The sequence below is a fragment of the Cupriavidus sp. DF5525 genome (assembly GCF_040149425.2).
In the GTDB taxonomy this organism is placed as follows: Bacteria; Pseudomonadota; Gammaproteobacteria; order Burkholderiales; family Burkholderiaceae; genus Cupriavidus; species Cupriavidus pickettii_A.
In genome coordinates this window covers 1,474,680-1,500,039 of sequence record NZ_CP168266.1, presented here as the reverse complement: position 1 = coordinate 1,500,039, position 25,360 = coordinate 1,474,680, and the positions used below count along the sequence as shown (strand labels likewise).

The window sequence follows — 25,360 nt, the reverse complement described above, 5'->3', positions numbered from 1 at the left end:
CCATGAACGATGTGCAAACCGAAGCCGGCGCCATGCAGCAGGCCGTCGACACCCTCGAAGAGGACATCGTCTTCGGCCGGCTGCATCCGCGCGAGCGGCTGACCGAAGACGACCTGATGGCGCGCTTTGACCTGAAGCGCCATGTGGTGCGGCAGGTGCTGGCCGGGCTGGAGGCGATCGGCGTGGTCGAGCGCAAGCGCAACGTGGGTGCCGTGGTGCGCGCCTTCTCCGAGCGCGAAGTCCTCGAGCTGTATGCGCTGCGCGAGGTGCTGGAATGTCACGCGGCCGCGCTGATCCCGTTGCCGGTGCCGGCGGCGCGGCTGTCGCCGCTGGTGGCGGTGCAGAAGCAGCATGATGCGGCGGTCGCGGCCGGCAACGCGCGCGCGGTGTTCCGCATCAACCAGGCCTTCCACCGCGAGCTGTTCGCGCTGACCGACAACGCGGTGCTGCAGCAGGCCATCGGGGACTACGCGCGCCGCACCCACCCGATCCGCTTCGGCACGCTGGCTGCGGCGGCGTACCGCGAGCGCGCGCGGCAGGAGCACTGGGCGATGATCGAGGCGCTGAAGACTGGCGACCGCGACGCGCTCATGACACTGTGCCGGCGCCACCTGCTGCCGTCGCGCGATGCCTACCTGGCCGCCGAGCAGGCGCGCGGGGCGGCCTGAAGAAACGCCTCACGCATCACAGCCGAGTCAGAACCCGCCTACGCCAGCATCCGCCCTTGTCCTATCCCTTGCGTGCCCGCCACTACCTACATTGAAGCTAGCACCACCGCAAGGAGCCGACTTATGTCATTCGCGCTATACATCATAGGCCTGCTGGTCCTGGTGGGCGGCATCGCCTGGGGCATGTCAACGGCCGGCCTTGCGCCCGTCTATATCGGCATTGCCTGCCTGATCGTGCTGGGGATCGGGATCATGGCGGCCGTCTCCCGTACCCGCACCAAAGATCCATCCTGAACGCTGCGGGCCCGGCGCCATGCCGGGCCCATTTGCTTGTCCGCTTCCGCTTGTCTTCACGCCGCGTAGCGGCCTCGCGCGCGGCAGTCGATGATGCTCATGCGCCGGCCTCCGCAGTGCTGCTTTGCGCGGCTGAAGGATGGGCCAGCTGTGTGCGCACCGCAGCCGCCAGTTCCGCGGCGGCGGGCGACAGGGTGCGATTGCGTGACGTCACCAGCCCGATCGAGCGCTCGGTCACCGGCGCGGTCAGCAGCCGCTCGACGATGCCGGGCTGGCGCACGGTGCCGGCGGCAATCTCCGGCAGCGCGGCGACACCGAAGCCGCATTCGACCATGGCCGCGATGGTCGCCAGGTGCTCGGCCTCGAACACCGGCTGGAAGCGGATGCGGTTCTGCAGGAAGGCCCATTCGGCGTACTGGCGCACGCTGCTGGGATGCGTCATCGACACGTGCGGCGCGTTGGCGGTATCGGCCCAGCGCAGCGGCCCGGCGGTGCGCGCCATCGGGTGCGCGGACGGGATCAGCAGCACGAAGCGGTCGGACAACAGCGGCTCGTACTGCAGGTCGGCCTGCTGCGGATCGGCCGCGGTCAGCGCAAAGTCGACTTCGCCGGCGCGCACCAGGTCGAAGGCGGGGCCGGACAGCGTGTCGATCACCTTCAGCGCCACTTCCGGGCGCGCGCGGTGGTAGGCCATCAGCACGCGCGGCAGCATGCGCGCCGCCAGCGACGGCAGCGCCGCCACCGCCACCTGCCCGCGCTCGGCGCTGGCAATGCCGGTCACGGCGTCGATGGCGCCGCGAAAGGCCGCCTGCAGCAACGCGGCCTGTTGCATGAAGACCTGGCCGGCGGCGGTCAGGCGCACGGTGCGGGTGGTGCGGTCAAAGAGGCGCACCCCGAGGGACTCCTCGATGCGCAGGATCTGCGTGGACAGGGCGGACTGCGACAAATGCAGCTGGCTGGCGGCCTGGCGGAAGTTCAGCGTGCGGCCGAGGACCAGCGTGGTATCGATGTCGCGCATCGACAGGTTGATTTTCATGGTGTGGCTGCGGCGGGCGGGCACCGGCCGGCGGAGTCTTGCGATTGATCTGATTTGCGGATCATTTTATCCAAAGAATCGACTTCATCAATCAAAGGGAGTTCTCTACACTGCCGGGATTCGATGGCCTGGCGCGTTGTTGGCGTGTGCGGGCCGCACCGCATCCACCCTGGAGGACCTATGCCGAACCCGACCGATCCGGTCATTCTCAGCCGCCCCGGCACCGCGCATGCGGTTGTGGTGGGCGGCGGCACCATGGGCGCCGATGTCGCCGTAGTGCTGACGCGCGCGCTGTGCCGCACCACCGTGATCGAGCCGGACGCCGGCCGCGCCGCCGCATTGCCTGAGCGAGTGCGCGACAACCTCGCCACCATCGGCTGCGAGCAAGGCGCCGCACGGCTGGTCGTGGCCGCGACGCTGGACGACGTGGACTGGTCCACCGTGGACCTGGTGATCGAGTGCATCCCGGAACGCCTGGACCTGAAGCAGGCGCTGTTCGCCGACCTGGTCCGGCGCGCGCGCGCCGATGCCGTGCTGGCCAGCAACAGCTCCAGCTTCCCGATCAGCGCCATCGGCGAAGGCCTGGACACGCGTGCGCGCATGCTGGGCCTGCACTTCTTCATGCCGGCGCACCTGGTGCCGCTGGTGGAAGTGGTGATGGGCGAGGGCAGCGACGAGGCATGCGCCGACGCGCTGATCGCCTTTATGCGTCGCTGCGCGATGGTGCCGGTCAAGGTGCGCAAGGATCTGCCGGGCTTTCTCGCCAACCGGCTGCAGCATGCGCTGTCGCGCGAAGCCTTCAGCCTGATCGACCGCGGCATCGCCTCGCCCGAGGACGTGGATGCGGCGGTGCGATTCGGCTTCGGTTTCCGCTTCCTGGCGGCCGGCCCTGTGCTGCAGCGCGACCACGCCGGCATCGACGTGCATGCCGCCGCGGGTGCCACCATGTACCCGAGCTTCTGCAATGACGACCATCCCGCGCGCTGCCTGTCGGAGCGCGCCGCCGACGGCCGCCACGGCATGAAGCGCGGCGAAGGCTTCTACCAGTGGACCCCCGAGACCATTGCCGCCGAGCGCGCGCGCTATGACCGCCTGCTGCGCGCCGGCCTGGAACTGATTGCCCCCGAATTGCCCGAGATCCAGCCATGACCCAAGCCCATCCCAATGCCGCGCTGCGCACGCCGCTGGCCGACTCGCCCCTGATCGTCACGGTTGCACCGAACGGCGCCTACAAGAAAGCCGCCGACCATCCCGCAGTGCCGCTGACCGCGGCGGCGCTGGCCGCTGAGGCGCGCGCCTGCCTGGACGCCGGCGCGGCCATGATGCACATGCATGTGCGCGATGCCGAGGGCCGTCATTCGCTCGACGTGCAGGCCTACCGCGACGCGCTGGTGGCTGTGAAGCAGGCGGTCGGCGACTCCCTGCTGGTGCAGGTGACGAGCGAGGCCGCCGGGGTCTACAAGGCTGCCGAACAGATGGCGATGGTGCGCGAATTGCGCCCCGAGGCGGTGTCGGTGGGCCTGCGCGAAGTGGCGGCACCGGAGATCCCCGAAAGCGAACTGGCCGCGTTCTTCGCGTGGCTGGCCAGCGAACGCGTGATGACGCAGGTCATCCTGTATGACGTCGCCGACGTGCGGCGCTGGCAGTCGATGCGCGAACGCGGCATGGTGCCGCCGGGGGCGTGGTCGGTGCTGTACGTGCTGGGGCGCTATTCGGCCGGGCAAGTGTCGTCGCCGCACGACCTGCTGCCGTTCCTGCAGGTGGCCGCGGAGCGGGACGAAGCGCTGCCGTGGGCAATCTGCGCCTTCGGCCGCGAAGAGAATGCCTGCGTGACCGCGGCCGCCGCGTTCGGCGGCCATGTGCGGGTAGGTTTCGAAAACAACCTGCTGCTGCGCGACGGCAGCCGCGCGCCCGGCAACCACGCGCTGGTGGCGCAGGCGGTGCAGGGCGGGCTGACGCTGGGCCGGCCGATCGCCGATGCCGCCGACGCGCGCCGGATCTACGGCGAGGTGCGCTGAAGGCGCCCTGGCCCGATCAGGTGCCGTCAGGCGCCGTCGGAGAAGCTGTCGCGCGGGCCGTTCGGGTTATGCGCGCCGTCGGTAAAGGTGCTGCGGGTGCCGGTGGCGCTGTGTGCGCCGTCGGTGAACGAACTGCGCGTGCCAGTGGCGCTGTGCGCACCGTCGGTAAAGGTGCTGCGGGTGCCGGTGGCGCTGTTGGCACCGTCGCTGAACGGGTCGACGCTGCGCGGTGCGGCCTGCGCAGTGCCGACCACTGCGGCAATGAGGGCGGTAGCTGTAAGGATTTGCCTGAGTGCTTGCATGGATCGATGCTCCTGAAGAGTGCCGACCGGGGGTGGGCGGCGGTATGGAAAGTCTAGAAAGCGACCGCCCACGCCAGCATGACTGGCACATGACAATGCCGTCATTTTTGTCATTTCTCGCAGCCGCCCGCAGCCGGCTGCCCGTGCCGACACAATGGAGAAGCGGGAGCACCGGCAAAGGCTGTAGAATCATGGCTGTCTGACCGGCCTGCTGTTCCATCGCCGGTTCTCCATTGCCCGCGGGAATGCAGCGGGTTTCTCACGAAAGTCATGTCCGAGTCTGATTCAGCCAAACTCGCTGCGGTGGCCTGGATCCGCGAGCAAATGGACCGTCATGCCCTGACGCTCGACGACCTGGTCGCCGCCGGATGCTTCGACAAGGTCCCGGCGCCCGCTGCCCAACCTGTTGCCGCGAAAGCACCGCGAAAGACTGCGGCCGCGCCGCAGTCCGATGTCGCCGTCGCGAAGTCGCCGCTTGCGGAGCCTGCGCCGAACGGTACGCCGCAGGCTTCCGCGTCCCGCCCGCTTTACCGCAATGCCCTCGGGCAGAGTTGGGACGGCCAGGGCGAATATCCCGACTGGCTGCAGCGCGCGGTCAACGCCGGGCAATCGATCGAATTCTTCCGCGTCGAATAAGGCGCACGCACGCACGCCGTGCTGCGCAGCCTTTGGCGTGATTCGGGGAAAATGCGCAGCGCGTGAAGCCCGCGCCGCGAATGCCGTCAGCAGTGCGGGGCCAACGGCAGCAGGCCGGTGAACACGGCCGGCGTCGCCAGCGGCGCCGCGTGGGCCCAATGGACCAGGACCTCGGCAGGCAGTTCCGGCAGTTCGCCTGTTGCGGCAGAGGATTGTGCCGGCGAGGCGGTGCTGTCGTCGGGCGACTGCGGCGCATTCGCATCCTGCAACCTCAGCGGCGCGCCATTGTCGGCGGGCTCCGCCATCACCTGCACCGCGCTGCCGCTGCAACGCTGGCTGGCGCCATCGAGTGCCGCTTCCGCTTCCATCTTTGCGGCGACATGCCGTTCCGGCAGCGACAGCCCCGCCGCCTGCACCGCGCTGCATACCGTCGTCACCGTCGCTGCTGCGACGCAGAGCGGCAGCGAGGACAGCGCAAGGCACAGCAGCAGGCGGTTCGGGAGGCGTTTCATCGGAAGGGCAGGCGAAGGGAATTCGCGACAGAATGACTGCGGAGTGGCGTGAACCAAAGGCGATGCCCGTGGTCATCGCGCATTTTACCGGGGTTTTCCCCTGCATTGCCCTTGCCGGGGGATGACATTTCTGAAATCTTCGCCCATTTCCGGCCATCCTCGGATAGCGTTACGCCATGGCGGCGCTGGTGCCGCCGGAAAGTGACTGATTCATGCGTATCCTGATTGTCGAGGACGAACCCAAGGCGGGCGACTACCTGCACAAGGGCCTGAGCGAGTCCGGCTTCGTGGTGGACCTGGCGCGCGACGGCGTCGATGGCCTGGCCCACGCGCGCGAACACCCGTACGACCTGATCGTGCTGGACGTGATGCTGCCCGGCCTGGACGGCTGGCAGGTACTGCGCGAGCTGCGCCGCGAACGCGACACGCCGGTGCTGTTCCTGACCGCGCGCGACGAGTTGTCCGACCGCCTCAAGGGCCTGGAACTGGGCGCCGACGACTACATGGTCAAGCCCTTCGCCTTTGCCGAGCTGGTGCTGCGCATCCGCACCATCCTGCGCCGCGGCCCGCTGCGCGAGAGCGAATTCATCGAAGTGGCCGACCTGCAGATCGATGCGATCCGCCGCCGCGTGGTGCGCGCCGGCCAGAAGATCGACCTGACCTCCAAGGAATTCGCGCTGCTGTACCTGCTGGCGCGCCGACGCGGCGAAGTGCTGTCGCGCTCGCTGATCGCCTCGCAGGTGTGGGACGTGAATTTCGACAGCAATACCAATGTGGTGGACGTGTCGATCCGGCGCCTGCGCGCCAAGGTCGACGATCCCTTCCCGCGCAAGCTGATCCATACGCGCCGCGGCATGGGCTACGTGCTGGACGACGGCGACGAGGGTGAGGACCGCAGGCTGCGCGACGAATGAAGCGGCTCACGTCTTCCCTTACCACGCGGCTGGCACTGGCGTACGGGCTGGCCACGGCCGTGATCCTGGCCGGCGTCGCGGCCTATCTCTCCAGCGCGCTGTCGACCCAGCTGGAAGGGCGCGATGAAAGCGAGCTGGTGGGCGAGGTGCTGCTGGTGCGCCACCTGCTGCGAGAAGTGAGCAGCGAAGCCGAGATCCGCGCCGATTCCCACCGATTTGCCGACATCGCCATGGGCCACGAAGGCCTGATCCTGGTGGTGCGCACGCGCCAGGGCGAGCCGCTGGTCACGCTGAATCCGCGTAATGAGACCGTGCCGCCGCTGCGCGTGCTGCCCGTCACCACGCAGCCTGAAAAGGGCATGCTGCAGACCTGGTACCCGCGCAACCGCGTGCCGTCGCGCGGCATTGCCGCGCTTGGCCAGCTGGGCAACTCGGACAAGGCCGTGGAGATCGTGGTGCTGCGCGATGCCGGCTACCGTGTGGCGCTGATCCGCGAATACCGCCACCAAGTGCTGTGGGCCATGCTGTGCGGCGCCGCGGTCGCGGCGGGGCTGGGCTTCGTGCTGGCGCGGCGCGGGCTGCGGCCGCTGCGGCGCATGGCCGCAGATGCCGCCGCGGTCACCACCAGCCGCCTGGCCACGCGGCTCGACGTGGGCAGCGCGCCGGCCGAGCTGCGCGAGCTGGCGGCGGCGCTCAACGACATGCTGGCGCGGCTGCAGGACAGCTTCTCGCGCTTGTCCGAGTTCTCGGCGGACCTGGCGCACGATTTCCGCACGCCGATCAGCAACCTGATCGGCCAGACCCAGGTGACGCTGGCGCAAAGCCGCGGCGTGGCGGAGTACGAAACCCTGCTCGAATCCAACCTGGAAGAGTACGAACGGCTCGCGCGCATGATCGAGAACATGCTGTTCCTGGCGCGCGCCGACCACGCGCAGGTGGCGCTGGGCGTGCGCACGCTGGACGCGCGCGAAGAGCTGGACAAGATGGCCGAGTACTTCGAGGCTGTCGCCGCCGACCGCGATGTCACGCTGGCGGTCGCCGGGCGTGCGCCGGTGCAGGCCGACCAGACCCTGCTGCGCCGCGCCGTCACCAACCTGCTCGACAACGCGCTGCGCCATGCGCCGGCGGGCAGCACGGTGCGGCTCGACGTCAACCGCATCCCGGCGCCCGGCGGCGCCACTACCTGCATCCGCGTGGCCAATTCCGGGCCGGCGATCCCGCCCGAGACCCTGCCGCATATCTTCGGGCGCTTCTACCGGGCCGACCCGTCGCGCCGCAATTCGGCGGCGTCTACCGGGCTGGGGCTGGCCATTGTGGACACCATCATGCGGCTGCATGGCGGCAGCGTGACGGTGCGCAGCCTCGACGGCGAAACGGTGTTTTCTCTGGAGTTCCCGGCTGATGCCACGGCGCCTGCCGTGCCCGCTGCGGCTAGCGTTTCCTGAGCCATCTCCGTCACTTGCATGCAGCCGGCACGCGCGCATAATGGCGCGCGTGCCGCTTCGCTCCACCCGGGTGTGCGGTACATCGCCAGTGCAATGCAACCCCGAATGGCAACCCCGAATGGCAACCCAATTGGCAACCCAAAAGGAGAATGACATGCAGGTGCAACCCTATCTGGACTTTGGCGGCCGCTTCGACGAGGCCGTGGCCTTCTACGGCAAGGTGCTGGGCGCGCAGGTCACCTTCGTGATGCGCTACAAGGACGCTCCGAGCGAGGGCATGGAAGTCCCGGATGACTGGAAGGACAAGGTGATGCACGCCAACATCCAGTTCGGCGAGAACCAGCTGATGGCGTCCGACGGTCAACCCGGCGCGCGGCCGTCGTTCAGCGGCTTCAGCCTGTCGGTGGGCGCGGTCGGCAAGGACGAGGGCCAGCGCATCTTCGACGGCCTCAGCGAAGGCGGCCAGGTCGTGGTGCCGTACCAGAAGACCTTCTGGGCCGAAGGCTTCGGCATGCTGGTGGACCGCTTCGGCATGTCCTGGATGGTCAACTGCGAGCACTGACCCGCATGGCGGACAGTGGCGCCGCCATGCCGCTTGACTCTGTAGTCGCTACAGGGTCTTCAATGTCATCAGGTCAAACCAGCGGGAACAACAAGAGATGGCTCGCACGTCACCTGAAGACGCCCTTCCTCAAGATCACGCCGCCCATGCGCACGATGGCGCCGCGCACCGCCACGGCGGCCACGACCACGATCACCACCACCACGGGCATGAGCACGACCATGCGCACGACCACGCGCACGCACATCCGGCTCCTGCCTGCTGCGGTAGCGGCTGCTCGTCGACGGTCGCGCTGACGCCGCCGACACCTGTCGAAGTGCCGGCCGGCGCCCGCACCGCCGTCTGGCGCATCGACGCCATGGACTGCCCGACCGAGGAAACGCTGATCCGCAACAAGCTGGGCGGCATGGCGGGCGTGGCAGCGCTCGAATTCAACCTGATCCAGCGCGTGCTGACGGTGCACCACACGCTGCCGTCGCCGGAGCCGGTGGTCAAGGCGATCCAGAGCCTCGGCATGCAGCCGGTGCCGCTGAGCCCGGAGGCCGCGCAGCAGGTGCTGCCGGAAACCACCGCACGCAAGTCCTGGTGGCCGCTGGCGCTGGCCGGCGTTGCCGCGGTCGGTGCCGAGGGGACGGAATGGCTGGCGCTGGGACTGCCGTGGCTGCCGGCCGTGCTGGCGCTGGCGGCGGTGGCGCTCGGTGGCCTGACCACCTACCGCAAGGGGTGGATCGCGTTGCGCAACGGCAACCTCAATATCAATGCGCTGATGAGCATCGCCGTCACCGGCGCACTGCTGCTGCGCCAGTGGCCAGAAGCGGCCATGGTGATGGTGCTGTTCGCGCTGGCCGAGCGCATCGAGGCCGCATCGCTGGACCGCGCCCGCAACGCCATCCGCGGGCTGATGGCGATGGCGCCGGAGCAGGCCACGGTGCGGCGCGCCGACGGCAGCTGGGAAGCCGTGCCCGCCGCCGGTGTGGCGGTGGGCGCGCTGGTGCGGCTGCGTCCGGGCGAGCGCGTGGCGCTGGACGGCAAGGTCGTGCGCGGCCAGTCGGCGCTCGACCAGGCGCCCATCACCGGCGAGAGCGTGCCGGTGGACAAGGCGGAGGGCGATGCGCTCTTTGCCGGCTCGATCAACCAGTCCGGCGAGCTGGAATACACCGTGACCGCGCCGGCCAGCGATTCCACGCTGGCGCGCATCATCCACGCCGTGGAAGCCGCGCAAGGCAGCCGCGCGCCGACGCAGCGCTTTGTCGACCGGTTCGCACGCATCTACACGCCGACGGTGTTCGCGATTGCGCTGGCGGTGGCCGTGGTGCCGCCGCTGTTCATGGGCGGTGCCTGGGTCGACTGGATCTACAAGGCGCTGGTGCTGCTGGTGATCGCCTGCCCCTGCGCCCTGGTGATCTCCACCCCGGTGACCATCGTCAGCGGGCTGGCGGCGGCCGCGCGGCGCGGCATCCTGGTGAAGGGCGGCGTCTACCTGGAGCAGGGCAGGCACCTGGGCTGGGTGGCGCTCGACAAGACCGGCACCATCACGCACGGCAAGCCCGCGCAGACCCACCACGCGCTGCTGGCCGACGATGTGCCGCAGGCGCGCGCCATTGCCGCCAGCCTGGCGGCGCGCTCGGACCATCCGGTTTCTCGCGCGGTGGCCGCGGCGGCCGTGGCGGACGGCATCGCCACGCTGGCGGTGGATGACTTCGAGGCGCTGGCGGGCCGTGGCACGCGCGGCAAGGTGGATGGTGTGGAATACCGGCTCGGCAACCACCGGCTGGTGCATGACCTGGGCGCATGCTCGCCGGTGCTGGAGGCGCGGCTCGAGGCGTTCGAGCGCGACGGCAAGACCGTGGTGCTGCTGGCACGTGTCGACGGCAACGGCGCCGCCACCGCGCTGGCCTTGTTCGCCGTGGCCGACACCGTGCGCGACACCAGCCGGCAGGCCATCGCGGAGCTGCATGCGCTGGGCGTCAGGACGCTGATGCTGTCGGGCGACAACCCGCACACGGCACAGGCCATCGCCGCCGAGGTCGGCATCGACGAGGCGCGCGGCAACCAGCTGCCGCAGGACAAGGCCGACGGCATCGCCGCGCTGGCCGACGCGGCGCATGCGCGCGGCGGCCGCATCGGCATGGTGGGCGACGGCATCAACGACGCGCCGGCGCTGGCGCGCGCCGATATCGGCTTTGCCATGGGGGCTGCGGGCACGGATACCGCCATCGAGACCGCGGACGTGGCGCTGATGGATGACGACCTGCGCAAGATCCCGGCTTTTGTGCGGCTGTCGCGCCGCACCTCGCGCATCCTGGTGCAGAACATCACGCTCGCGCTGGGCATCAAGGCGGTGTTCCTGGTGCTGACGGTGATGGGGATGGGGACGATGTGGATGGCGGTGTTCGCCGATATGGGGGCTAGCCTGCTGGTGGTGTTTAATGGGCTGCGGGTGGGGGCGGTGGGCAAAAGCAACGCTTAGCGTCGGTTTGCACCCCTCTCCCGCTCGCGGGAGAGGGGTGCCTGGTTCATGCGGTGTTGGCTGCGACTTAGCGCGTCACCACTTCCGGCTGCACAATCAACTCCCCACTACGCCCCGGAATCTCTCCCCACGTCACCGGCAATTCCGGCAACCCTTCGCGATCCAAGCCGCGATACCAGGTCGCCATCGACACCAGCTCGTGCCCCTGCGCACGCCACCCCGCCAGCAGCCGCTCGAACACCGGCGCCAGCTTGCCGCCTTCCAGCTCGGTATGCAGCGTGAACACATGGTCGCGCGCGCCTTCGGTCAGCTTCAGCAGTGCGGTGTGGACGTTGTCCTCGCTCAGGTCGTCGGTGCCGATCAGTTCGTCCAGCGTCGGCAACGTGGTCGGCATCTGCACATGCCGGCACGCCACGCCGTCGATGGTCGGGAGATACGGCGCAGTGCCGCGTCCGTCTGACGCATAGGCCATGCCCCAGTCATCGATCTGCCGGAACGCATCCTCGTTCATCTGCCAGCCGGCCGCGCCGTGCGTGGTGGGTGCTTCGCCAAAGATCTCGGTATAGCGCGCGAATGCCTGCTGCATCTGCCGCCGCGTCCACGCGGCATCGCGCTCGCGCACGTTGTCCTGCCAGTAGACGTGGTCCCAGGTGTGGATGCCACATTCATGGCCGGCCGCGCGTGCGGCGCGCATCTCGGCCGCGCCCTTGCGGCCGATGTCGGGCCCGGGCAGCAACACGCCGTACATCAGCGTGCGCAGCCCGTAGATGGACACCACCGAGGTGCGCGACACCTTTTTCAGGAAACCCGGCCGGAACACGCGCCGCAGCGCCCAGCCGGTATGGTCGGGCCCGAGGCTGAACAGGAAGGTGGCCTGCGCCTGTGCGGCCGCCAGCATCGACAGCAGCTTCGGCACGCCTTCGCGCGTGCCGCGCAGCGTGTCGACGTCGACCTTCAGGGCAATGCGTGCCATCTGCGGTGCGCGCTCAGTTGGCCGAATCGACCAGCGTGCGGGCCTCTACCACCTTGCCTCGGTACGCCTCGAAGATACGGCGCAGCGCCGCTTCCATGCTGATCTCCGGCTTCCAGCCCAGTTCCTCGATGGTGTTGTCGATCTTCGGCACGCGGTGCTGCACGTCCTGGTAGCCCTTGCCGTAGAAGTCGCCCGACGAGGTCTCGACGATCTGCGTCTTGCGTGCCTCGTCGGCGTACTCAGGATAGTCCGCGGCCATCTTCAGCATCATCTCGGCCAGTTCGCGCACGGAGTGGATATTGTCCGGGTTGCCGATGTTGAAGATCTTGCCGGTGGCGATGCCGTTGGGGTTCTCGATGATGCGCATCAGCGCGCTGATGCCGTCCGCGATATCGGCAAAGGCCCGCTGCTGCGCGCCGCCGTCGACCAGCTTGATCGGCTCGCCGCGCACGATATGGCCGAGGAACTGCGTCACCACGCGCGACGAGCCTTCCTTCGATTCGAAGATCGAATCCAGCCCCGCACCGATCCAGTTGAACGGGCGGAACAGCGTGTAGTTCAGGCCTTGCTCCATGCCGTAGGCGTGGATCACGCGGTCCATCAGCTGCTTGGAGCAGGCGTAGATCCAGCGCGGCTTGTTGATCGGGCCGTAGACCAGCGGCGAGGCTTCCGGATCGAACTCGTCGTCGCTGCACATGCCGTAGACCTCGGAGGTCGACGGGAACACCAGGTGCTTGCCGTACTTGACCGCGGCGCGCACGATCGGCAGGTTGGCCTCGAAGTCCAGCTCGAACACGCGCAGCGGCTCGCGCACGTAGGTGGCGGGCGTGGCGATGGCCACCAGCGGCAGCACCACGTCGCACTTGCGGATGTTGTACTCGATCCACTCCTTGTTGATGGTGATGTCACCCTCGAAGAAGTGCATGCGCGGGTGCTCGACGAGGTCGCCCAGACGGTCCGCCGACATGTCCATGCCGTAGACCTCCCACGACGTGGTTTCCAGGATGCGGCGCGTCAGGTGGTGGCCGATAAAGCCGTTGACGCCAAGAATCAGGACCTTTTTCATGGATTTTCTTTGGACTGTCCGGTAAGAAGTTGGGCGATGGCATCCGGCGCGACGGCCGAGCCGTCCTGCGCCAGCAGTTGTGTCACGAGTACCTGGCTGCCGTCGCCGCACAGGCCGACGATGTGGCCGTCGCGCACGTGCAGGCCGGGCGGAGTGCCGGACGACAGCGCCAGGGCGGCATCGGGCAGCGGACGGCGGGCTTGCGCGACGATAAAGCGCTGTCCCGCCAACTCGGTGAAGGCGCCGGGATACGGCGGCGCCACCGCGCGGATCAGGTTGTAGACCTCGGCCGCGGGGCGGCTCCAGTCAATGCGCCCATCCTCGGGTTTGCGGCCGGAATAATAGCTGCCTTCAGCCAGCCGATTGGGGCGTTGCGGCGTTTGCCCGGCCATCATCGCGGGCAGGGCGCGCCACAGGGTCTGCTCGGCGGCTACGGTGACCTTCTCGAAAACCTCGCCGGCGGTATCGTCCGGCAGGATCGGCACGGCGGTCTGGTCGACGATATAGCCGGCGTCCGGCCTGGCTTCCATCGCGTGCAGCGTGGCGCCGGTCTCGGTCTCGCCGTGCAGCACCGCCCAGTTCACCGGCACGCGGCCGCGGTACTTGGGCAGCAGCGAGCCGTGCATGTTGAAGGCGCCGCCCGGCGCCAGGGCCAGCACGCTCGCGGGGATCATCGAGCGGTAGTAGAACGAGAAAATTACGTCCGGGCGGCCATCGCACACGGCCTGCGCGATGGCGGGGTCGGTCGGGTCCTCGCCGTATAGGAACGGGATGCCCAGCTCGGCGGCGGTGTCGGCCACGCGCCGGAACCAGATGTTCTCGTCGGCGCGATCGCGGTGGGTGATCACCAGTGCCACCTCCACGCCGCGCGCATGCAGCACGCGCAGGCAGCGGTCGCCGACATTGTGGTAGGCAAAGACGACGGCGCGCATCATCGCTCCGTGCCGGCCGCGTGGGGCGCGGCAGGGGCGCGCGTGGGATCGCCCTCAAGCACCGCCTTGATGCGGTAGCGCGGGCGGTCGCGCACTTCCTGGTAGATGCGGCCGACGTATTCGCCCAGCAGGCCCAGGCCGAACAGCAGGATGCCGATCAGGAAGAAGTTCATGGCGAACAGGGTGAACAGACCCTGGACTTCCGAACCGAACAGGAAGCGCCGTACCAGCAGTACCACGACCAGGGCGCCCGAAAGCAGCGACAGGATCGTGCCGATCGCCGAGAACCACTGCAGCGGCACGATCGAGAAGCCCGTCACCAGGTCGAAGTTCAGGCGGATCAGCTGGTACAGCGAATACTTGGATTCGCCGGCGTGGCGCTGCTCGTGGCTGACCTCGATCTCGACAGGGTTGGAAGCAAAGGTGTACGCCAGCGCCGGGATGAAGGTATTGACCTCGCGGCAGGCGTTGATGGTGTCGATCACATTGCGGTCATAGGCGCGCAGCATGCAGCCCTGGTCCGTCATGCGGATCTTGGTGATGCGCTCGCGCAGCCGGTTCGTCGCGCGCGAGGCATAGCGGCGGAACGCGGTGTCGTTGCGATCGCGGCGGATGGTGCCGACGTAGTCGTGGCCGGCGCGCATGGCTTCGACCAGGCGCGGTATTTCTTCCGGCGGGTTCTGCAGGTCGGCGTCCAGCGTGATCACGATCTTGCCGCGGGTATGCTCGAAGCCCGCCAGGATCGCCATATGCTGGCCGAAGTTGCCGTTGAACAGGACCACCCGGGTCACGTCCGGGCGCTTGTGGAACTGCGCGGCAAGTATCTGCGCCGAGCGGTCGACGCTGCCGTCGTTGATGAAGATGATCTCGTACGACTCGCCGAGGCCATCCAGCGCCGGATAGAGGCGGTCGAACAGGGCTTGCAGCCCGTCTTCTTCGTTGTAGACCGGAATGACGACCGAGACCTCGACCGGGCTCATTTGGAAAGACGTTTGCATGTTTCGCTGAGGGTTGCGCAGACCCGCTCCACGTCGGCGGCTTGCATGGCGGGGAACAGCGGCAGCGTGACGATGCCGCGCCCGATGCGCTCGGCATGCGGCAGCATGCCTTCGCGCCAGCCGAGCGAGCGGTAGTAGGTGAAAAGATGAATGGGCGGATAGTGCACGCCGGTGCCGATGCCGCGCTCGCGCATCGCCTCCATGACCTGCTTGCGTGCCTGCGCCGGTCCGCCCTCGAGGCGCTCGGTCGGCAGCACCACCTGGAACATATGCCAGTTGGTGGTGGCGGCCTGGGGATCGAGCGGCTGCGGCAGTTCGATGCCGAGTTCGGCCAGGCCGCTGTCGGCCGCGCAGCGGAAATAGGCTTGTGCCAGTTCCGCGCGGCGCGCGGTGATGGCATCGAGTCTGGCGAGCTGCGCCAGGCCGACGGCGGCATTGACGTCGGTCAGGTTGAACTTGCCGCCCGGCTCCTCGACATCCATGCCGTCCATGCCGGTACGGATCACGCCCTGCAGCCGCAGGCGCTCGGCGCGCACGGCTTCTTCCGGCGTGTTCATCACCAGGCAGCCGCCTTCGATGGTGGTGATGTTCTTGTTGGCCTGGAAGCTGAAGCTGACCAGGTCGCCGAAGCTGCCGATGCGCTGGCCGCGCCAGCGCGAGTCGATCGCCTGCGCGGCGTCCTCGATCACGCGCAGGTTGTGTTTGGCGGCGATGGCGTAGAGGCGGTCCATGTCCACCGGCAGGCCCGACAGGTACACCGGCATGATCGCGCGCGTGCGCGGCGTGATCGCGGCCTCGACCGCATCCAGGTCCAGGTTGCGCGTGCGCGGGTCGATATCGACGAACACCGGCCGCGCGCCCACCGTCAGCACCACGTTGGCGGTGGCGACCCAGGTGACAGGGGTGGTGATGACTTCATCGCCCGGGCCGATATCGGCGATGCGCAATGCGATCTCCATCGTCGCCGAGCCATTGGCGAAGGTGCGCACCGGGCGGCCGCCGAAGAGGTCAGACAGCGCGGCCTCGAAGGCCTGCATCCGCGGGCCGGAGGTGATCCAGCCCGAGGCCAGCACCTTGCTGACTTCAGCAATGGCGGCGGCGTCGATGTCGGGGCGGACGAAAGGCAGGAATGCGGCGGGAGCGGTCATGGAAATGGCGATGGAGTGCGGTTGGTGCTGGGGGCGCCGGGCAACCGCGTCAGGATCGGGCGATCAGGAAGACGCCAGCCAGTATCAGCAGGATGCCGACCACGCGCAAGGGGCCGATCATCTCGCCGAACAGGTACCATGCGGCCACCGCATTGACCACGTAGCCGAGCGACAGCATCGGGTAGGCGATCGACACGTCCACGCGCGACAGCCCCACGATCCACACGCCCACGCTGACCACGTACAGCGTCAGCCCGGCCAGTACCGGCCATTGCGTCAGCACGCGCAGTGCCGTGACCAGCAGCGTGCCGCGGTCCAGCGTGATGGCGCCGATGGCGTTGACGCCGGCCTTGAGCAACAGTTGCGCGGCCGCATTGAGCAGCACGCCGGAAAAGATGAAAGCGAAAGTCGAAAGCGTCATGGCGCCGCGTAATGCCGGTTACTGTCCTTGGGATTGCGCCTGCGGGCCCTGGCCCGGCAGCACGAAATTGGCCACCGCCACGCGCCGGCGGTCGCCGGCGATCTTGTGCATTGGCACACCGCGCGCCGCCAGCGCGTTGTAGGTGTCGGGCAACATGATCGCCACCGCGCGCTGCCCGTCCTGCCAGCGGGCGATAAAGTCCTCCATGGTCGGGATCCACTTCTGCGGCTCCTGGCCGACGCCGAATTCCAGCTCGTCCGGATGCTCGACCAGGATGGTGGTGCGGCGCAGGTAGAACGGCAGCGTGTGGTCCAGCAGCCCCACGCTGTACAGCGGCATGTCCGGCGCCAGCACGGCGTTGATGGCGGGCACCAGGTCCGCGCCGGAGTTGGGCCGGCCCATGGCCTCATGGCCGCGCAGCGCCACCGTACAGCAAACTAACATCGCCAGCGCATAGGCCACCACGCTGGGGAACACGCCGCGCGTGCGCAGCAGGCGGCGCGCCAGCAGCGCGCCGGCCAGCATCACGACGAAGGCGATGCCGATCCACAGCGTGAATTCGCGATAGACCGCATTGGGCGTGCTGGGCTTGTCCAGCATGGCGACGAAGGGGCAGGCCAGCAGGCCCACCACGCCGAGCGCGATCATGGCATTGACCTGCCAACGCCATGCGCGTTCCGTCACGGTGTCCAGCGCGACGCCGGCCAGCAACGCCAGCGCGGGGAAGATCGGCACGATATAGCCCGGTAGCTTGGAGCCCGACAGGCTGAAGAAGACAAAGATCGCCGACGCCCACAGTGCCGCCAGCAGCGCCGGCTGGAACGGCCGCGGCGAGGTGCCGCGCTCGACGCCCGCGCGCTCGCCAACCGCCTGCAGCATCTGCGGCGCCAGGCCCAGCCATGGCAGGAAGCCCATCAGCAGCAGCGGCACGAAGAACCAGATCGCGCCCCCGCGCTGGTGCACGTTGGAGGTGTAGCGCTGCCAGTGCTCGTGGATAAAGAAAAAGCGCAGGAATTCAGGGTTGCGCTCCGACACCAGCCAGAACCACGGTACCGTCACCAGCAGCAGCATCGCGATGCCGGCCAGCAGATGCAGGCGGCGCCACAGACCCAGGTCCCGCGTCACCACCGTGTAGACCACCAGCACCAGGCCAGGCAGCGCCAGACCGACCAGGCCCTTGATCAGCACCGCCACGCCCATTGCCGCCCAACAGGCCAGCATCCAGTTGCGGCGCGACGCCGGCGTGGCGTCCGGGTGCTGTGCCAGCAGCATGAAGGCCAGCACGCACGTCATGGCCCCGGCCAGCGTCATGTCCAGCGAATTGAAATGTCCGGCGATATTCCACATCGGCGCCGACACCAGCACGAGCCCGGTCAGCAGGGCTGCGCGCGTGCCGAACCAGCGCGCCGCGGCCAGCATCGACACGCCCACCCCGAGCATGCCCGACAGCGCCACGCACAGGCGCGCCTGCCAGTCGCCGACGCCGAACAGCGTATAGGCCACCGTGGTCACCCACAGGTGGAAGGGCGGTTTCTCGAAGTACTTGAGTTCGTGGTAGCGGATCGTGACCCAGTCGCCGGTGGTGAGCATCTCGCGGGCGATCTCGGCATAGCGGCCCTCGTCCGAGCGCAGCAGGTGGCGCATGTCGAGCGTGCCGAACCAGACCAGCAGGATAAACAGGCTGACCAGGGCGATGGCACCCGTGGCGGCTCCAACGGACAGCCCGGCATACCGCGAGGTCAATGAACTACGCATAGATCTCCTGGAAAAGCACGACGGATGGATGGTCCTGCGAGGGTGCGCGGTGAGGGGAAGCCATCACAACGCATGGCGCCGCCCATTGGTGGACATCAGGGGAAACACCGGGGTGCAACACCTCCGGATGGACACCTCCGGTGACCGGCTGACAGGCGCCTGGAACGCCACAGCCGGCGCGGGGGCACGCGCGGCGGGCAATGGTAGCACGGCGGCAGGGGAGTCTCGCCGGGAGGCGGGAGCTTCACCGCAAGCGTGCGCGAAGGCACCCCGGTGCCTTCGCAGCGAGAGGAAAGTGCCTCAGGCGGCCTGCACGCCCACCGTGGCCGGGCGCACCCGGCGCAACCGGAACGCCACCCAAGGAGGATACCGGCATGGAAAACGCGGCCAGGACTGGAATCGAGGAAAACCCGGCCAGACAGTAGCGGGTAAAAACGCGACAAAGGCGCGCCAAAGACACCATAATTTCAGTGACCAGGCCGTCGCCTGGCAGGCCGGGCGCTACATCGGGGGCGTCTGGACATTCTAGACAGGGAATGATGTGAAGACAAAGGCGCAGCAATACCGGCTGGCGGGCCTGATGGCGGGGATGGCGCTGGCAAGCGGGGCCGGCGCGCAGCAGGCGGCCGCGCCCTCGGCCGCGGCAGGCGCCGCGGCGATGGCGGCGGCGCACACGGCGGTCAGCGAGGTCTCGGCCTCGGCTGCGGCCGTGTTGTGCAACGCGCCCTGGTTCCAGTCCGGCGCGCACGTGCAGATGGAAGGCGACGGCGTGCTGCCGATGTCGATCCGCATGACGCTGCGCGATGTCAGCCGCAGTCCCTCCGGCTGCCGCGCGCGGCTTGAGGTCAACTCCAAGTCGGCGATGTCGGCGCTGATGGGCCCGCCGGTGGTCATGGACCAGGTGCACGAGGTGGTGATCGACCGCCGCACTCCGGCCGACCAGACCAGCATCGAAAGCCAGCATGCCATCATCAACGCCCGCGCCCGCTATGCGCGCATGTACGGCGAGGCGGCTTTCCGCGGCAAGGGCGTGTTCAACTACGCGGGCCTGGAACTGCGCGAGGGCAGCACGCTGGAGGGCGAGACTTTCGAGTCCAGCGTCTCGCTTAAGATCTACCCGCTGGCATCGGACCAGGTGGTCAGCACCATGCGCGCGTTGCACGCATCGATCCATATCGACTCGCGCAAGGTGGGACGCAAGCAGATGATCAATACGGCGATGGGGCGCAAGGAATGCCTGCCGATCACCTACGACAAGCGCACCTCGCTGGGCCCGCTGATGGTCGGCGAGGAGGTGGTGCAAGTCGAGCCCACGGTGATGCATATCACCGACTGGTACTGTCCTGCCGAGGCCTTCGTGTTGCGCACGGAGGTGCGCCAGAATGACCAGGTGCAGCGCGTGGACGTGACGGCGCTCGAGCGCGATTCGCAAGCGCCCTGAGCCGGGCTGGCCATCGGCAAGACACAAAAAAACCCGCCGCGGCGGGTTTTTTTGTGCACGTGGTCAGCGCTCAGCTGGCGGCCGGTGCGGGGGCGGCTTTCTTCTTGGTCTTCTTGCTGGTGGCCTTCTTGGCGGGCTTTTCAGCGGCCGGCGCCGCAGTGCCGGTCAGGTCGCTGCGCGTGCTCTTGTTTGCGCCTTGCGAGTACGGGTCGAACTTGTCGCCGGACTTGGCGCCCTGCGAATATGTGTCGAACTTCTCGCCCGACTTGGCTCCCTGGGCATACGGGTCGAACTGCTTCTTGCCGGCGGTCTGGGCCTGCACGGCCAGCGAGGCGGCGCCGAGGCAGAGCGCAATCGCGGTCGCGACGAACTTGTTCATGGTTTCTCCTGAGAAAAGCCGCCGTCGGGCGGTCGATTATGTGGCCTACCCCTCGCAGGGACGGACCGGGCCAGTGTCGCCAACATCGTTCTTTGCTGTCAACTTGGGGCTTGCCCGGCGCCAACGCCTCATGGAAACCCTGAATTGCGGCCCCGCTCCGATTGCGATTGGGGCCGCCGGCACGGCGGCTTACTCGGTAACGGCGTCGGACGGATGCTTCCAGGCCGCACGCACCTCGCCCGATGGCGCCAGCGCCAGGTTGATGCCGCGGCTGCCGATCGGCTCCTGGAACCAGCGCTTCTGCAGCGCGGTGACCTCGGCGCCGGCAAAGGTGGTGGTCAGCGCCTGGTCGACCACGCGCTTCCATTCCGGATCGGCCTTGGACAGCATCAGCGCGTTCTGCTCGACCGACAGCACCGGACCGATGATCACGAACTGCGACGGGTCCTTGGCGCGGGCGCGCAGGCCAGCCAGCAGCACGTCGTCCATCACGAAGGCCTGGGCGCGGCCGGACTCGAGCAGCAGGAACGACTCGCCGTGGTCCTTGGCGTAGACGTCGTGGTAGCCGTATTGCCCCTTCAGGCGCCGCACGTGGCGGTCGCCGGTGGAGCCCGCGCTGGTGACCACGGTCTTGCCGCGCAGGTCGCCGAGCGAGCGTATGCCCGAATCGGCCCGCACCAGCATGCGCACCGTCGAGACATAGTGCGAGACGCTGAACGCAACCTGCTTCTGGCGCTCGAGCGTATTGGTGTTGGGCGCGCAGTCCAGGTCCACCAGCCCGTTGACCACCGACGGGATGCGGTTCTGCGGCGTCAGCGGCATCCAGCGCACCTTCAGGTCCTTCAGGCCCAGCTTCTGGCGCGCCGCCTCGGCCGCGCGCAGGCACAGCTCGACCGCGTAGCCGGCGGGCTGGCCCTTGTCGTCGGCAAAGGAGAACGGCAGCGCGGATTCGCGGTAGCCGAGCACGATGGTGCCGGACTCGCGGATCTTGTCGAGCACGGGGGTCTGCGCCTGGGCGGAGGCCGGCGTCAGCGCGCCAGCCACGGCCACGCCGGTGGCAACGGCGACGCTGGAAAAGGCCAGTGCCGCCAGCGAACGACGGGCACGGAACAGGCGGGCGAGCAGGGAAGGCAGGGCAAAGGCGGGCATGCAGGAGAAACCGGAAGCGGCCGGCAATGCGGCAAAGACGCTAGGGTATACCCGGGCCCAGGTTGGGCGAAGAACATTCTCGTCATAAGCAAATGCCTGTATGTTAAGACATGGAGGACCAGGCCCACGGCATTGGAGTCTGGCTGAGGAGTATGTAACCAATCGCAATTTGTGGATGTTTCGCCACATTGTTGAGGGGGCAACAGGGTAGAATCGCGCCTTCGTGCCTTTTGTCGCCTTCTTATAACAATGAGCCCCCGTCCGTCGCGCCTGCCGTGCATCGACGCCCTGAAGGCGGTCAGCTCGCAGCTGATCGTGCTCCACCACCTCGCGTTCTATGGTCCGATGTCGGACGCCGCCTACCAGCTGGCGCCCGGCCTGGTGGACTGGCTGTATGACTACGCCCGCATCGCGGTGCAGGTCTTCCTGGTGATCAGCGGTTTCCTCGCCGCACGCAGCCTCGCGCCGTACGGCCGGCTGGAGCTGCGCCAGCATCCGCTGCTGGCGTTGTGGCAGCGCTACCAGAAGCTGGTGGTGCCCTACGCCGCGGCAATCCTGCTCAGCATTGCCGGCGCCGCCCTGGCGCGGCAGTGGATGGTGCACGAGTCGATCCCCGCACCGCCGCACCTGATGCAGTTCCTCGCGCACCTGGCGCTGCTGCACAACGTGCTCGACGTTGATGCCCTCTCGGCCGGGGTCTGGTACGTGGCCATCGACCTGCAACTGTTTGCGCTGCTGCTGGCGGCACTGTGGGCGGCGCGCGCCATGTCGCGCGGGCGGGCGGCTGCCGGCGCGGGCGTCGGCATCGTGTCCGTGCTCGCGGTGGCCTCGCTGTTCTGGTTCAACCGCGAAGCCGCGTGGGATATCTGGGCGGTGTACTTCTTTGGCGCCTACGCCATGGGCACGCTCGCCTGGTGGGCGTCGAACCCGGGCCGCTCGGCGATGGCGCTGCTGGTGCTCGGCGCCGTGGTGCTGGCGGCGCTGATCGTCGACTTCCGCCTGCGCATCGCCGTGGCGCTGGCGACGGCGCTGCTGCTGGCGATCTCACGCCGCGGCGGCTGGATGGAACGCTGGCCGCGCGCGCACGTGGTCGGCTTCTTCGGGCGGATCTCCTATTCGCTGTTCCTGGTCCATTTCCCGGTGTGCCTGCTGGTCAATGCCACGGTGTCGAACCTCGCGCCGGGGCAGCCGGTGCTGAATGCGCTCGGCATGGCAGCTGCGTGGATACTCAGCAACGTGGCGGGAGCGCTGTTCCATCGCTACGTGGAAAGTGCCAGCCCGCTGGCGGCGCTGCGCGCGCTGCTGGCCGACAACCGCGGCTCGGCCAGCCGTCCCACCGTGTAACGCTTGCAAGTGCTGCGCATCACTCCTCGTGCGCAGCTTGCAGCGACAGACTGTGCCCCACTGTGCCCGCGATGTGGCGCCGCGCCTGCAGGCCGTGCGCCGCTTCTTGCTGGTGCGTGCGCACCGCGGATGTCATGCGCCAGGCACGTGGCGTGTGCATGCCGCTGCCCCGGACTTGCGTACGCCGTCATACACATGGCGGCAAAACTCGCGTAAACGGGCATTGGGCGATGGCATGAAGGTTGCCTAGTATGGAATCGTAAACCTGACCATTTGGTCAGGATTCCATCGGGAACCGAGGGAGCCATGTCCGACCATATCGTCCTCACCTCGCACGCGCGCCGCGACAAGCCGGCCGAGCCGATCCACTGGGGCGCCCCGACTGCGGCCGAGCGCGGACCGGTGATCGCCAGCCTGGCGAACCCCGCGCAGCGCAATGTGATCGGCACCCATGCCGGCGCCTATGCCATCTATCGGGCGCTGGCGGTGGCCGCGGGCTCGCTGCAGCGCGACCACCGTACCGACCTGACCGATACCGCGCCGGCCGAGGCCATCGGGCCGCACCCGCAATGGGGCGATCCGGGCAAGATTGTCTCGCTCGACCCGTGGGGGCATCTGGTGTCCACCGTGTTTGCCGACCGCATCGCCGCCGGCGTCGATATCCGCCCGACCATCGCCGTCACGCGCGCGCATATCAATATGCCGGAGCTGGGCGCTGCCATCGCCGCGGGCCGGCTCACGCCTGACGGCAACATCCTCTACGCCAACGGCGACGTGCGCGTGACCAAGGCGGCGGTCGACCCGGTGTGGTACCTGCCCGGGCTCGCGGCCCGCTTCGGCATCAAGGAGAGCGTGCTGCGGCGCAGCCTGTTCGAGCAGACCGGCGGCATGTTCCCGGAACTGGTGACCCGTCCCGACCTGAAAGTGTTCCTGCCGCCCATCGGCGGCATGACGCTGTACTTTTTCGGTGACGTCAGCCAGCTCGGCAAGCCCGAGACCCGGGTGGCGTGCCGCGTGCACGATGAATGCAACGGATCCGATGTGTTCGGGTCAGACATTTGTACCTGCAGGCCGTATCTGGCGCATGGCATCGAGGTGTGCATCGAGATGGCGCAGCAGGGCGGCGTCGGGCTGGTGGTCTACAACCGCAAGGAGGGCCGCGCGCTGGGCGAGGTGACCAAGTTCCTGGTCTACAACGCCCGCAAGCGGCAGGCGGGCGGTGACCGCGCCGAGACTTACTTTGCCCGCACCGAATGCGTGGCAGGCGTGCAGGACATGCGTTTCCAGGAACTGATGCCGGATGTGTTCCATTGGCTGGGCATCCGCCGCATCGACCGCTGGGCGTCGATGAGTAACATGAAGCACGGCGCGCTGGTGGCGCAGGGCATCGAGGTAGTCGAGCAGGTGGCGATCCCCGAAGCCCTGATCCCCGCCGACGCGCGCGTGGAGATCGATGCCAAGGTGGCCGCCGGCTACTTTACGCGCTACACGCCGCCGGATGCCGACGAACTGGCCCTGGCAAAGGGCAGGGGGTTGAACGAATGACAATGTATCCCGAAGAGGATCGTGGCGGCATGGACCGTCGGGGAGCAGGCGAGGAAATGCGGCCGGGCGCCGGCTGGCTGAGCCCGGTGCCGGAAGGGCATCCCGCCTCGGCGCTGCTGTGCGCCGAGGCGGTGCGCACGCATTGCGCGGCAGTCACGGAGCACGTGGCCAGCGGCGCGTCGACGTTGTTTACCTGGCATCCCGACCGCGTGCATGCGATTGCCGATTACGTCGCCAGCACCATCCGGCAGCGCTACCCGGACCTGCAGGTGCCTTATCACAGCCGCTGGCGCCACTTTGAAAGCGGTGGCATCGAGCAGCGCGCGGACCGCTGGCAGGTGCTGTGCGAGCGCGCCGGCCTGAGCGGGCCGGATCATCGCGAAGAGCGCGCCCGCATCGGCATCGACCTGGTGATTCCGAGCGTACTGCTGGATGCCGGCGCCGGCCCTGACTGGCGCTATCGCGACCCGTCGAGCGACCTGGTGCTGACCCGCTCCGAAGGCCTCGGCGTGGCCAGCTTCGTGCTGTTCGCGCGCGGCGGCTTCTCGGCCGCGCCCGGCGACCCGCTGCGCGCGGATGCCGAACGGCTGCAGCGCATCGACGCCGACAGCATCGCGCACGCCTTCCAGGTCGCGCAGCACAACCCGCTGGTGGGGCTGGAAGGGCGCGCCGGGCTGCTGCGCCAGCTGGGCGAGGTGATGGAGGCGACGCCGGCGCTGTTCGGCCGGCCGGCGCGACTGGGCAACCTGTTCGACTACCTGAAGGCGCACGCGGTCAACGAGCGGCTCGACGCCAGCTTCCTGCTGCGCACGCTGCTGGTGGGCCTGGGGCCGGTGTGGCCGGGCCGCATTTGCATCGAAGGCGTGTCGCTGGGCGACTGCTGGCGCCATCCGGCCGCGCCGGGCGGGCTGGTGCCGTTCCACAAGCTGACGCAGTGGCTGACCTACTCGCTGCTGGAGCCGCTGGAAGACGCGGGCCTGACCGTGACCGGGCTGGACGCACTGACCGGCTTGCCCGAATACCGCAACGGCGGCCTGCTGTACGACTTCGAGCTGATGGTGCCGCGCGACCCGAACTTCGCTGCCGAGCCGCATGCGGTGGACGAGCCGGTGATCGTCGAATGGCGCGCGCTGACCGTGACCGGGCTCGACCTGGTGGCCGATGGCGTGCGCGAGGCGTTGGGCCTGGCGGAAGCGGACTTCCCGCTGGCGCGCGTGCTGGAAGGCGGCACCTGGGCAGCCGGCCGGCGCATCGCGGCCAAGCGGCGCCCGGGCGGGCCGCCGCCGTTCAGCATCATCAGCGACGGTACGGTGTTCTGACGCACGGGCGCCCGGGGGGGCGCCCGCGGCAGG

At 68.3% G+C, this 25,360-nt stretch carries 26 protein-coding genes; 13 read left to right on the top strand and 13 right to left on the bottom strand.

Annotated features, from left to right (window positions below; genetic code table 11):
- Nucleotides 1-2 precede the first annotated feature (2 nt).
- The gene (locus ABNX08_RS28135) at nt 3-668 is read left to right on the top strand and encodes a GntR family transcriptional regulator (protein WP_022538985.1); all 666 of its coding nucleotides are present in this window, start codon (nt 3-5) and stop codon (nt 666-668) included.
- 123 nt (nt 669-791) lie between these two features.
- A complete protein-coding gene (locus ABNX08_RS28130) occupies nt 792-962 on the top strand; it encodes a hypothetical protein (RefSeq protein WP_022538984.1) in 171 nt (56 codons plus the stop codon).
- Between the two features lie 97 nt (nt 963-1,059).
- Here ABNX08_RS28130 and ABNX08_RS28125 read toward each other — a convergent pair whose 3' ends face one another.
- Entirely contained in the window at nt 1,060-1,998 is a 939-nt protein-coding gene (locus ABNX08_RS28125; RefSeq protein WP_022538983.1) for a LysR family transcriptional regulator, read from the bottom strand.
- A gap of 180 nt (nt 1,999-2,178) precedes the next feature.
- On the opposite strand from ABNX08_RS28125, the gene ABNX08_RS28120 reads away from it, so the two are divergent.
- Entirely contained in the window at nt 2,179-3,147 is a 969-nt protein-coding gene (locus tag ABNX08_RS28120; RefSeq protein WP_349607035.1) for a 3-hydroxyacyl-CoA dehydrogenase NAD-binding domain-containing protein, read from the top strand.
- The gene (locus tag ABNX08_RS28115; protein WP_022538981.1) at nt 3,144-4,016 is read left to right on the top strand and encodes a 3-keto-5-aminohexanoate cleavage protein; all 873 of its coding nucleotides are present in this window, start codon (nt 3,144-3,146) and stop codon (nt 4,014-4,016) included. Before ABNX08_RS28120 ends, ABNX08_RS28115 begins: the two co-directional genes overlap by 4 nt.
- 26 nt (nt 4,017-4,042) lie before the next feature.
- Here the strand turns inward: ABNX08_RS28115 and ABNX08_RS28110 are convergent, their stop codons facing one another.
- Complete coding sequence (locus ABNX08_RS28110; RefSeq protein WP_022538980.1) at nt 4,043-4,318, bottom strand: hypothetical protein; 276 nt, start codon at nt 4,316-4,318, stop codon at nt 4,043-4,045.
- A gap of 270 nt (nt 4,319-4,588) precedes the next feature.
- On the opposite strand from ABNX08_RS28110, the gene ABNX08_RS28105 reads away from it, so the two are divergent.
- Nucleotides 4,589-4,954, top strand: coding sequence for an H-NS family nucleoid-associated regulatory protein (locus tag ABNX08_RS28105; protein WP_022538979.1), 366 nt, complete (start codon nt 4,589-4,591; stop codon nt 4,952-4,954).
- An 86-nt stretch (nt 4,955-5,040) separates the two neighbouring features.
- On the opposite strand, the gene ABNX08_RS28100 is transcribed toward ABNX08_RS28105, so the two are convergent.
- Nucleotides 5,041-5,466: a hypothetical protein gene (locus ABNX08_RS28100; RefSeq protein WP_022538978.1), complete on the bottom strand. Its 426-nt coding sequence runs from the start codon at nt 5,464-5,466 to the stop codon at nt 5,041-5,043.
- A gap of 212 nt (nt 5,467-5,678) precedes the next feature.
- Between ABNX08_RS28100 and ABNX08_RS28095 the strand changes: the two genes are divergently transcribed.
- From ABNX08_RS28095 to ABNX08_RS28085, 3 genes are all read left to right on the top strand, one after another.
- On the top strand, nt 5,679-6,380 hold the full coding sequence (locus tag ABNX08_RS28095) for a heavy metal response regulator transcription factor (protein WP_022538977.1): 702 nt from the start codon (nt 5,679-5,681) through the stop codon (nt 6,378-6,380).
- Entirely contained in the window at nt 6,377-7,825 is a 1,449-nt protein-coding gene (locus tag ABNX08_RS28090) for a heavy metal sensor histidine kinase (RefSeq protein WP_022538976.1), read from the top strand. The genes ABNX08_RS28095 and ABNX08_RS28090 overlap by 4 nt, the downstream gene beginning before the upstream one ends.
- A gap of 154 nt (nt 7,826-7,979) precedes the next feature.
- Nucleotides 7,980-8,387 (top strand): VOC family protein, encoded by a 408-nt coding sequence (locus ABNX08_RS28085; RefSeq protein WP_022538975.1) that lies wholly within the window; start codon nt 7,980-7,982, stop codon nt 8,385-8,387.
- 109 nt (nt 8,388-8,496) lie between these two features.
- Here the strand turns inward: ABNX08_RS28085 and ABNX08_RS28080 are convergent, their stop codons facing one another.
- Complete coding sequence (locus ABNX08_RS28080) at nt 8,497-8,634, bottom strand: hypothetical protein (RefSeq protein ID WP_349607036.1); 138 nt, start codon at nt 8,632-8,634, stop codon at nt 8,497-8,499.
- 69 nt (nt 8,635-8,703) lie between these two features.
- Between ABNX08_RS28080 and ABNX08_RS28075 the strand changes: the two genes are divergently transcribed.
- Nucleotides 8,704-10,857: a heavy metal translocating P-type ATPase gene (locus ABNX08_RS28075; RefSeq protein WP_374063690.1), complete on the top strand. Its 2,154-nt coding sequence runs from the start codon at nt 8,704-8,706 to the stop codon at nt 10,855-10,857.
- A 67-nt stretch (nt 10,858-10,924) separates the two neighbouring features.
- Here the strand turns inward: ABNX08_RS28075 and ABNX08_RS28070 are convergent, their stop codons facing one another.
- Genes ABNX08_RS28070 through ABNX08_RS28040 form a run of 7 tightly spaced genes read right to left on the bottom strand, consistent with a single transcriptional unit; the run spans nt 10,925 to nt 18,150 of the window.
- Entirely contained in the window at nt 10,925-11,830 is a 906-nt protein-coding gene (locus ABNX08_RS28070; protein WP_022538973.1) for a polysaccharide deacetylase family protein, read from the bottom strand.
- A gap of 13 nt (nt 11,831-11,843) precedes the next feature.
- Nucleotides 11,844-12,896 carry a bifunctional UDP-4-keto-pentose/UDP-xylose synthase gene (locus tag ABNX08_RS28065; RefSeq protein WP_022538972.1) on the bottom strand — a complete coding sequence of 351 codons (1,053 nt, stop codon included), beginning with the start codon at nt 12,894-12,896 and terminating at the stop codon, nt 11,844-11,846.
- Nucleotides 12,893-13,828: a formyltransferase gene (locus ABNX08_RS28060; protein ID WP_022538971.1), complete on the bottom strand. Its 936-nt coding sequence runs from the start codon at nt 13,826-13,828 to the stop codon at nt 12,893-12,895. Before ABNX08_RS28060 ends, ABNX08_RS28065 begins: the two co-directional genes overlap by 4 nt.
- Nucleotides 13,828-14,826 (bottom strand): glycosyltransferase, encoded by a 999-nt coding sequence (locus ABNX08_RS28055; protein ID WP_041681814.1) that lies wholly within the window; start codon nt 14,824-14,826, stop codon nt 13,828-13,830. The genes ABNX08_RS28060 and ABNX08_RS28055 overlap by 1 nt, the downstream gene beginning before the upstream one ends.
- Nucleotides 14,805-15,974, bottom strand: a complete 1,170-nt coding sequence (locus ABNX08_RS28050; protein ID WP_022538969.1) for a DegT/DnrJ/EryC1/StrS aminotransferase family protein — start codon at nt 15,972-15,974, stop codon at nt 14,805-14,807. Before ABNX08_RS28050 ends, ABNX08_RS28055 begins: the two co-directional genes overlap by 22 nt.
- Before the next feature lie 49 nt (nt 15,975-16,023).
- Nucleotides 16,024-16,395, bottom strand: coding sequence for an EamA family transporter (locus ABNX08_RS28045; RefSeq protein WP_022538968.1), 372 nt, complete (start codon nt 16,393-16,395; stop codon nt 16,024-16,026).
- 18 nt (nt 16,396-16,413) lie between these two features.
- Nucleotides 16,414-18,150, bottom strand: a complete 1,737-nt coding sequence (locus ABNX08_RS28040) for a glycosyltransferase family 39 protein (protein WP_022538967.1) — start codon at nt 18,148-18,150, stop codon at nt 16,414-16,416.
- Between the two features lie 541 nt (nt 18,151-18,691).
- Here ABNX08_RS28040 and ABNX08_RS28035 point away from each other — a divergent pair.
- A complete protein-coding gene (locus ABNX08_RS28035; protein WP_022538966.1) occupies nt 18,692-19,591 on the top strand; it encodes a hypothetical protein in 900 nt (299 codons plus the stop codon).
- Between the two features lie 70 nt (nt 19,592-19,661).
- Here ABNX08_RS28035 and ABNX08_RS28030 read toward each other — a convergent pair whose 3' ends face one another.
- Both ABNX08_RS28030 and ABNX08_RS28025 read right to left on the bottom strand, forming a co-directional pair.
- On the bottom strand, nt 19,662-19,970 hold the full coding sequence (locus tag ABNX08_RS28030; RefSeq protein WP_022538965.1) for a hypothetical protein: 309 nt from the start codon (nt 19,968-19,970) through the stop codon (nt 19,662-19,664).
- 189 nt (nt 19,971-20,159) lie between these two features.
- On the bottom strand, nt 20,160-21,119 hold the full coding sequence (locus tag ABNX08_RS28025; protein WP_022538964.1) for an amino acid ABC transporter substrate-binding protein: 960 nt from the start codon (nt 21,117-21,119) through the stop codon (nt 20,160-20,162).
- Between the two features lie 249 nt (nt 21,120-21,368).
- On the opposite strand from ABNX08_RS28025, the gene ABNX08_RS28020 reads away from it, so the two are divergent.
- The 3 genes from ABNX08_RS28020 (at nt 21,369) to ABNX08_RS28010 (ending at nt 25,327) form a co-directional block, all read left to right on the top strand.
- Nucleotides 21,369-22,463, top strand: coding sequence for an acyltransferase (locus tag ABNX08_RS28020; RefSeq protein WP_022538963.1), 1,095 nt, complete (start codon nt 21,369-21,371; stop codon nt 22,461-22,463).
- A gap of 306 nt (nt 22,464-22,769) precedes the next feature.
- A complete protein-coding gene (locus tag ABNX08_RS28015; RefSeq protein ID WP_022538961.1) occupies nt 22,770-24,008 on the top strand; it encodes a GTP cyclohydrolase II in 1,239 nt (412 codons plus the stop codon).
- Nucleotides 24,005-25,327, top strand: coding sequence for a URC4/urg3 family protein (locus ABNX08_RS28010; RefSeq protein WP_022538960.1), 1,323 nt, complete (start codon nt 24,005-24,007; stop codon nt 25,325-25,327). Before ABNX08_RS28015 ends, ABNX08_RS28010 begins: the two co-directional genes overlap by 4 nt.
- The last annotated feature ends 33 nt before the right edge of the window (nt 25,328-25,360 follow it).

What these genes read in the sequence shown, in the direction of transcription:
- ABNX08_RS28125 (WP_022538983.1), bottom strand. Translation starts at nt 1,998, where the DNA reads ATGAAAATCAACCTGTCGATGCGCGACATCGATACCACGCTGGTCCTC.
- ABNX08_RS28030 (WP_022538965.1), bottom strand. Translation starts at nt 19,970, where the DNA reads ATGAACAAGTTCGTCGCGACCGCGATTGCGCTCTGCCTCGGCGCCGCC.
- ABNX08_RS28015 (WP_022538961.1), top strand. Translation starts at nt 22,770, where the DNA reads ATGTCCGACCATATCGTCCTCACCTCGCACGCGCGCCGCGACAAGCCG.
- ABNX08_RS28115 (WP_022538981.1), top strand. Translation starts at nt 3,144, where the DNA reads ATGACCCAAGCCCATCCCAATGCCGCGCTGCGCACGCCGCTGGCCGAC.
- ABNX08_RS28055 (WP_041681814.1), bottom strand. Translation starts at nt 14,826, where the DNA reads ATGCAAACGTCTTTCCAAATGAGCCCGGTCGAGGTCTCGGTCGTCATT.
- ABNX08_RS28020 (WP_022538963.1), top strand. Translation starts at nt 21,369, where the DNA reads ATGAGCCCCCGTCCGTCGCGCCTGCCGTGCATCGACGCCCTGAAGGCG.
- ABNX08_RS28135 (WP_022538985.1), top strand. Translation starts at nt 3, where the DNA reads ATGAACGATGTGCAAACCGAAGCCGGCGCCATGCAGCAGGCCGTCGAC.
- ABNX08_RS28065 (WP_022538972.1), bottom strand. Translation starts at nt 12,896, where the DNA reads ATGAAAAAGGTCCTGATTCTTGGCGTCAACGGCTTTATCGGCCACCAC.
- ABNX08_RS28025 (WP_022538964.1), bottom strand. Translation starts at nt 21,119, where the DNA reads ATGCCCGCCTTTGCCCTGCCTTCCCTGCTCGCCCGCCTGTTCCGTGCC.
- ABNX08_RS28100 (WP_022538978.1), bottom strand. Translation starts at nt 5,466, where the DNA reads ATGAAACGCCTCCCGAACCGCCTGCTGCTGTGCCTTGCGCTGTCCTCG.
- ABNX08_RS28090 (WP_022538976.1), top strand. Translation starts at nt 6,377, where the DNA reads ATGAAGCGGCTCACGTCTTCCCTTACCACGCGGCTGGCACTGGCGTAC.
- ABNX08_RS28105 (WP_022538979.1), top strand. Translation starts at nt 4,589, where the DNA reads ATGTCCGAGTCTGATTCAGCCAAACTCGCTGCGGTGGCCTGGATCCGC.
- ABNX08_RS28070 (WP_022538973.1), bottom strand. Translation starts at nt 11,830, where the DNA reads ATGGCACGCATTGCCCTGAAGGTCGACGTCGACACGCTGCGCGGCACG.
- ABNX08_RS28085 (WP_022538975.1), top strand. Translation starts at nt 7,980, where the DNA reads ATGCAGGTGCAACCCTATCTGGACTTTGGCGGCCGCTTCGACGAGGCC.
- ABNX08_RS28095 (WP_022538977.1), top strand. Translation starts at nt 5,679, where the DNA reads ATGCGTATCCTGATTGTCGAGGACGAACCCAAGGCGGGCGACTACCTG.
- ABNX08_RS28130 (WP_022538984.1), top strand. Translation starts at nt 792, where the DNA reads ATGTCATTCGCGCTATACATCATAGGCCTGCTGGTCCTGGTGGGCGGC.
- ABNX08_RS28040 (WP_022538967.1), bottom strand. Translation starts at nt 18,150, where the DNA reads ATGCGTAGTTCATTGACCTCGCGGTATGCCGGGCTGTCCGTTGGAGCC.
- ABNX08_RS28120 (WP_349607035.1), top strand. Translation starts at nt 2,179, where the DNA reads ATGCCGAACCCGACCGATCCGGTCATTCTCAGCCGCCCCGGCACCGCG.
- ABNX08_RS28045 (WP_022538968.1), bottom strand. Translation starts at nt 16,395, where the DNA reads ATGACGCTTTCGACTTTCGCTTTCATCTTTTCCGGCGTGCTGCTCAAT.
- ABNX08_RS28010 (WP_022538960.1), top strand. Translation starts at nt 24,005, where the DNA reads ATGACAATGTATCCCGAAGAGGATCGTGGCGGCATGGACCGTCGGGGA.
- ABNX08_RS28050 (WP_022538969.1), bottom strand. Translation starts at nt 15,974, where the DNA reads ATGACCGCTCCCGCCGCATTCCTGCCTTTCGTCCGCCCCGACATCGAC.
- ABNX08_RS28060 (WP_022538971.1), bottom strand. Translation starts at nt 13,828, where the DNA reads ATGCGCGCCGTCGTCTTTGCCTACCACAATGTCGGCGACCGCTGCCTG.
- ABNX08_RS28110 (WP_022538980.1), bottom strand. Translation starts at nt 4,318, where the DNA reads ATGCAAGCACTCAGGCAAATCCTTACAGCTACCGCCCTCATTGCCGCA.
- ABNX08_RS28080 (WP_349607036.1), bottom strand. Translation starts at nt 8,634, where the DNA reads ATGTGCGTGCGCGTGGTCGTGCGCATGGTCGTGCTCATGCCCGTGGTG.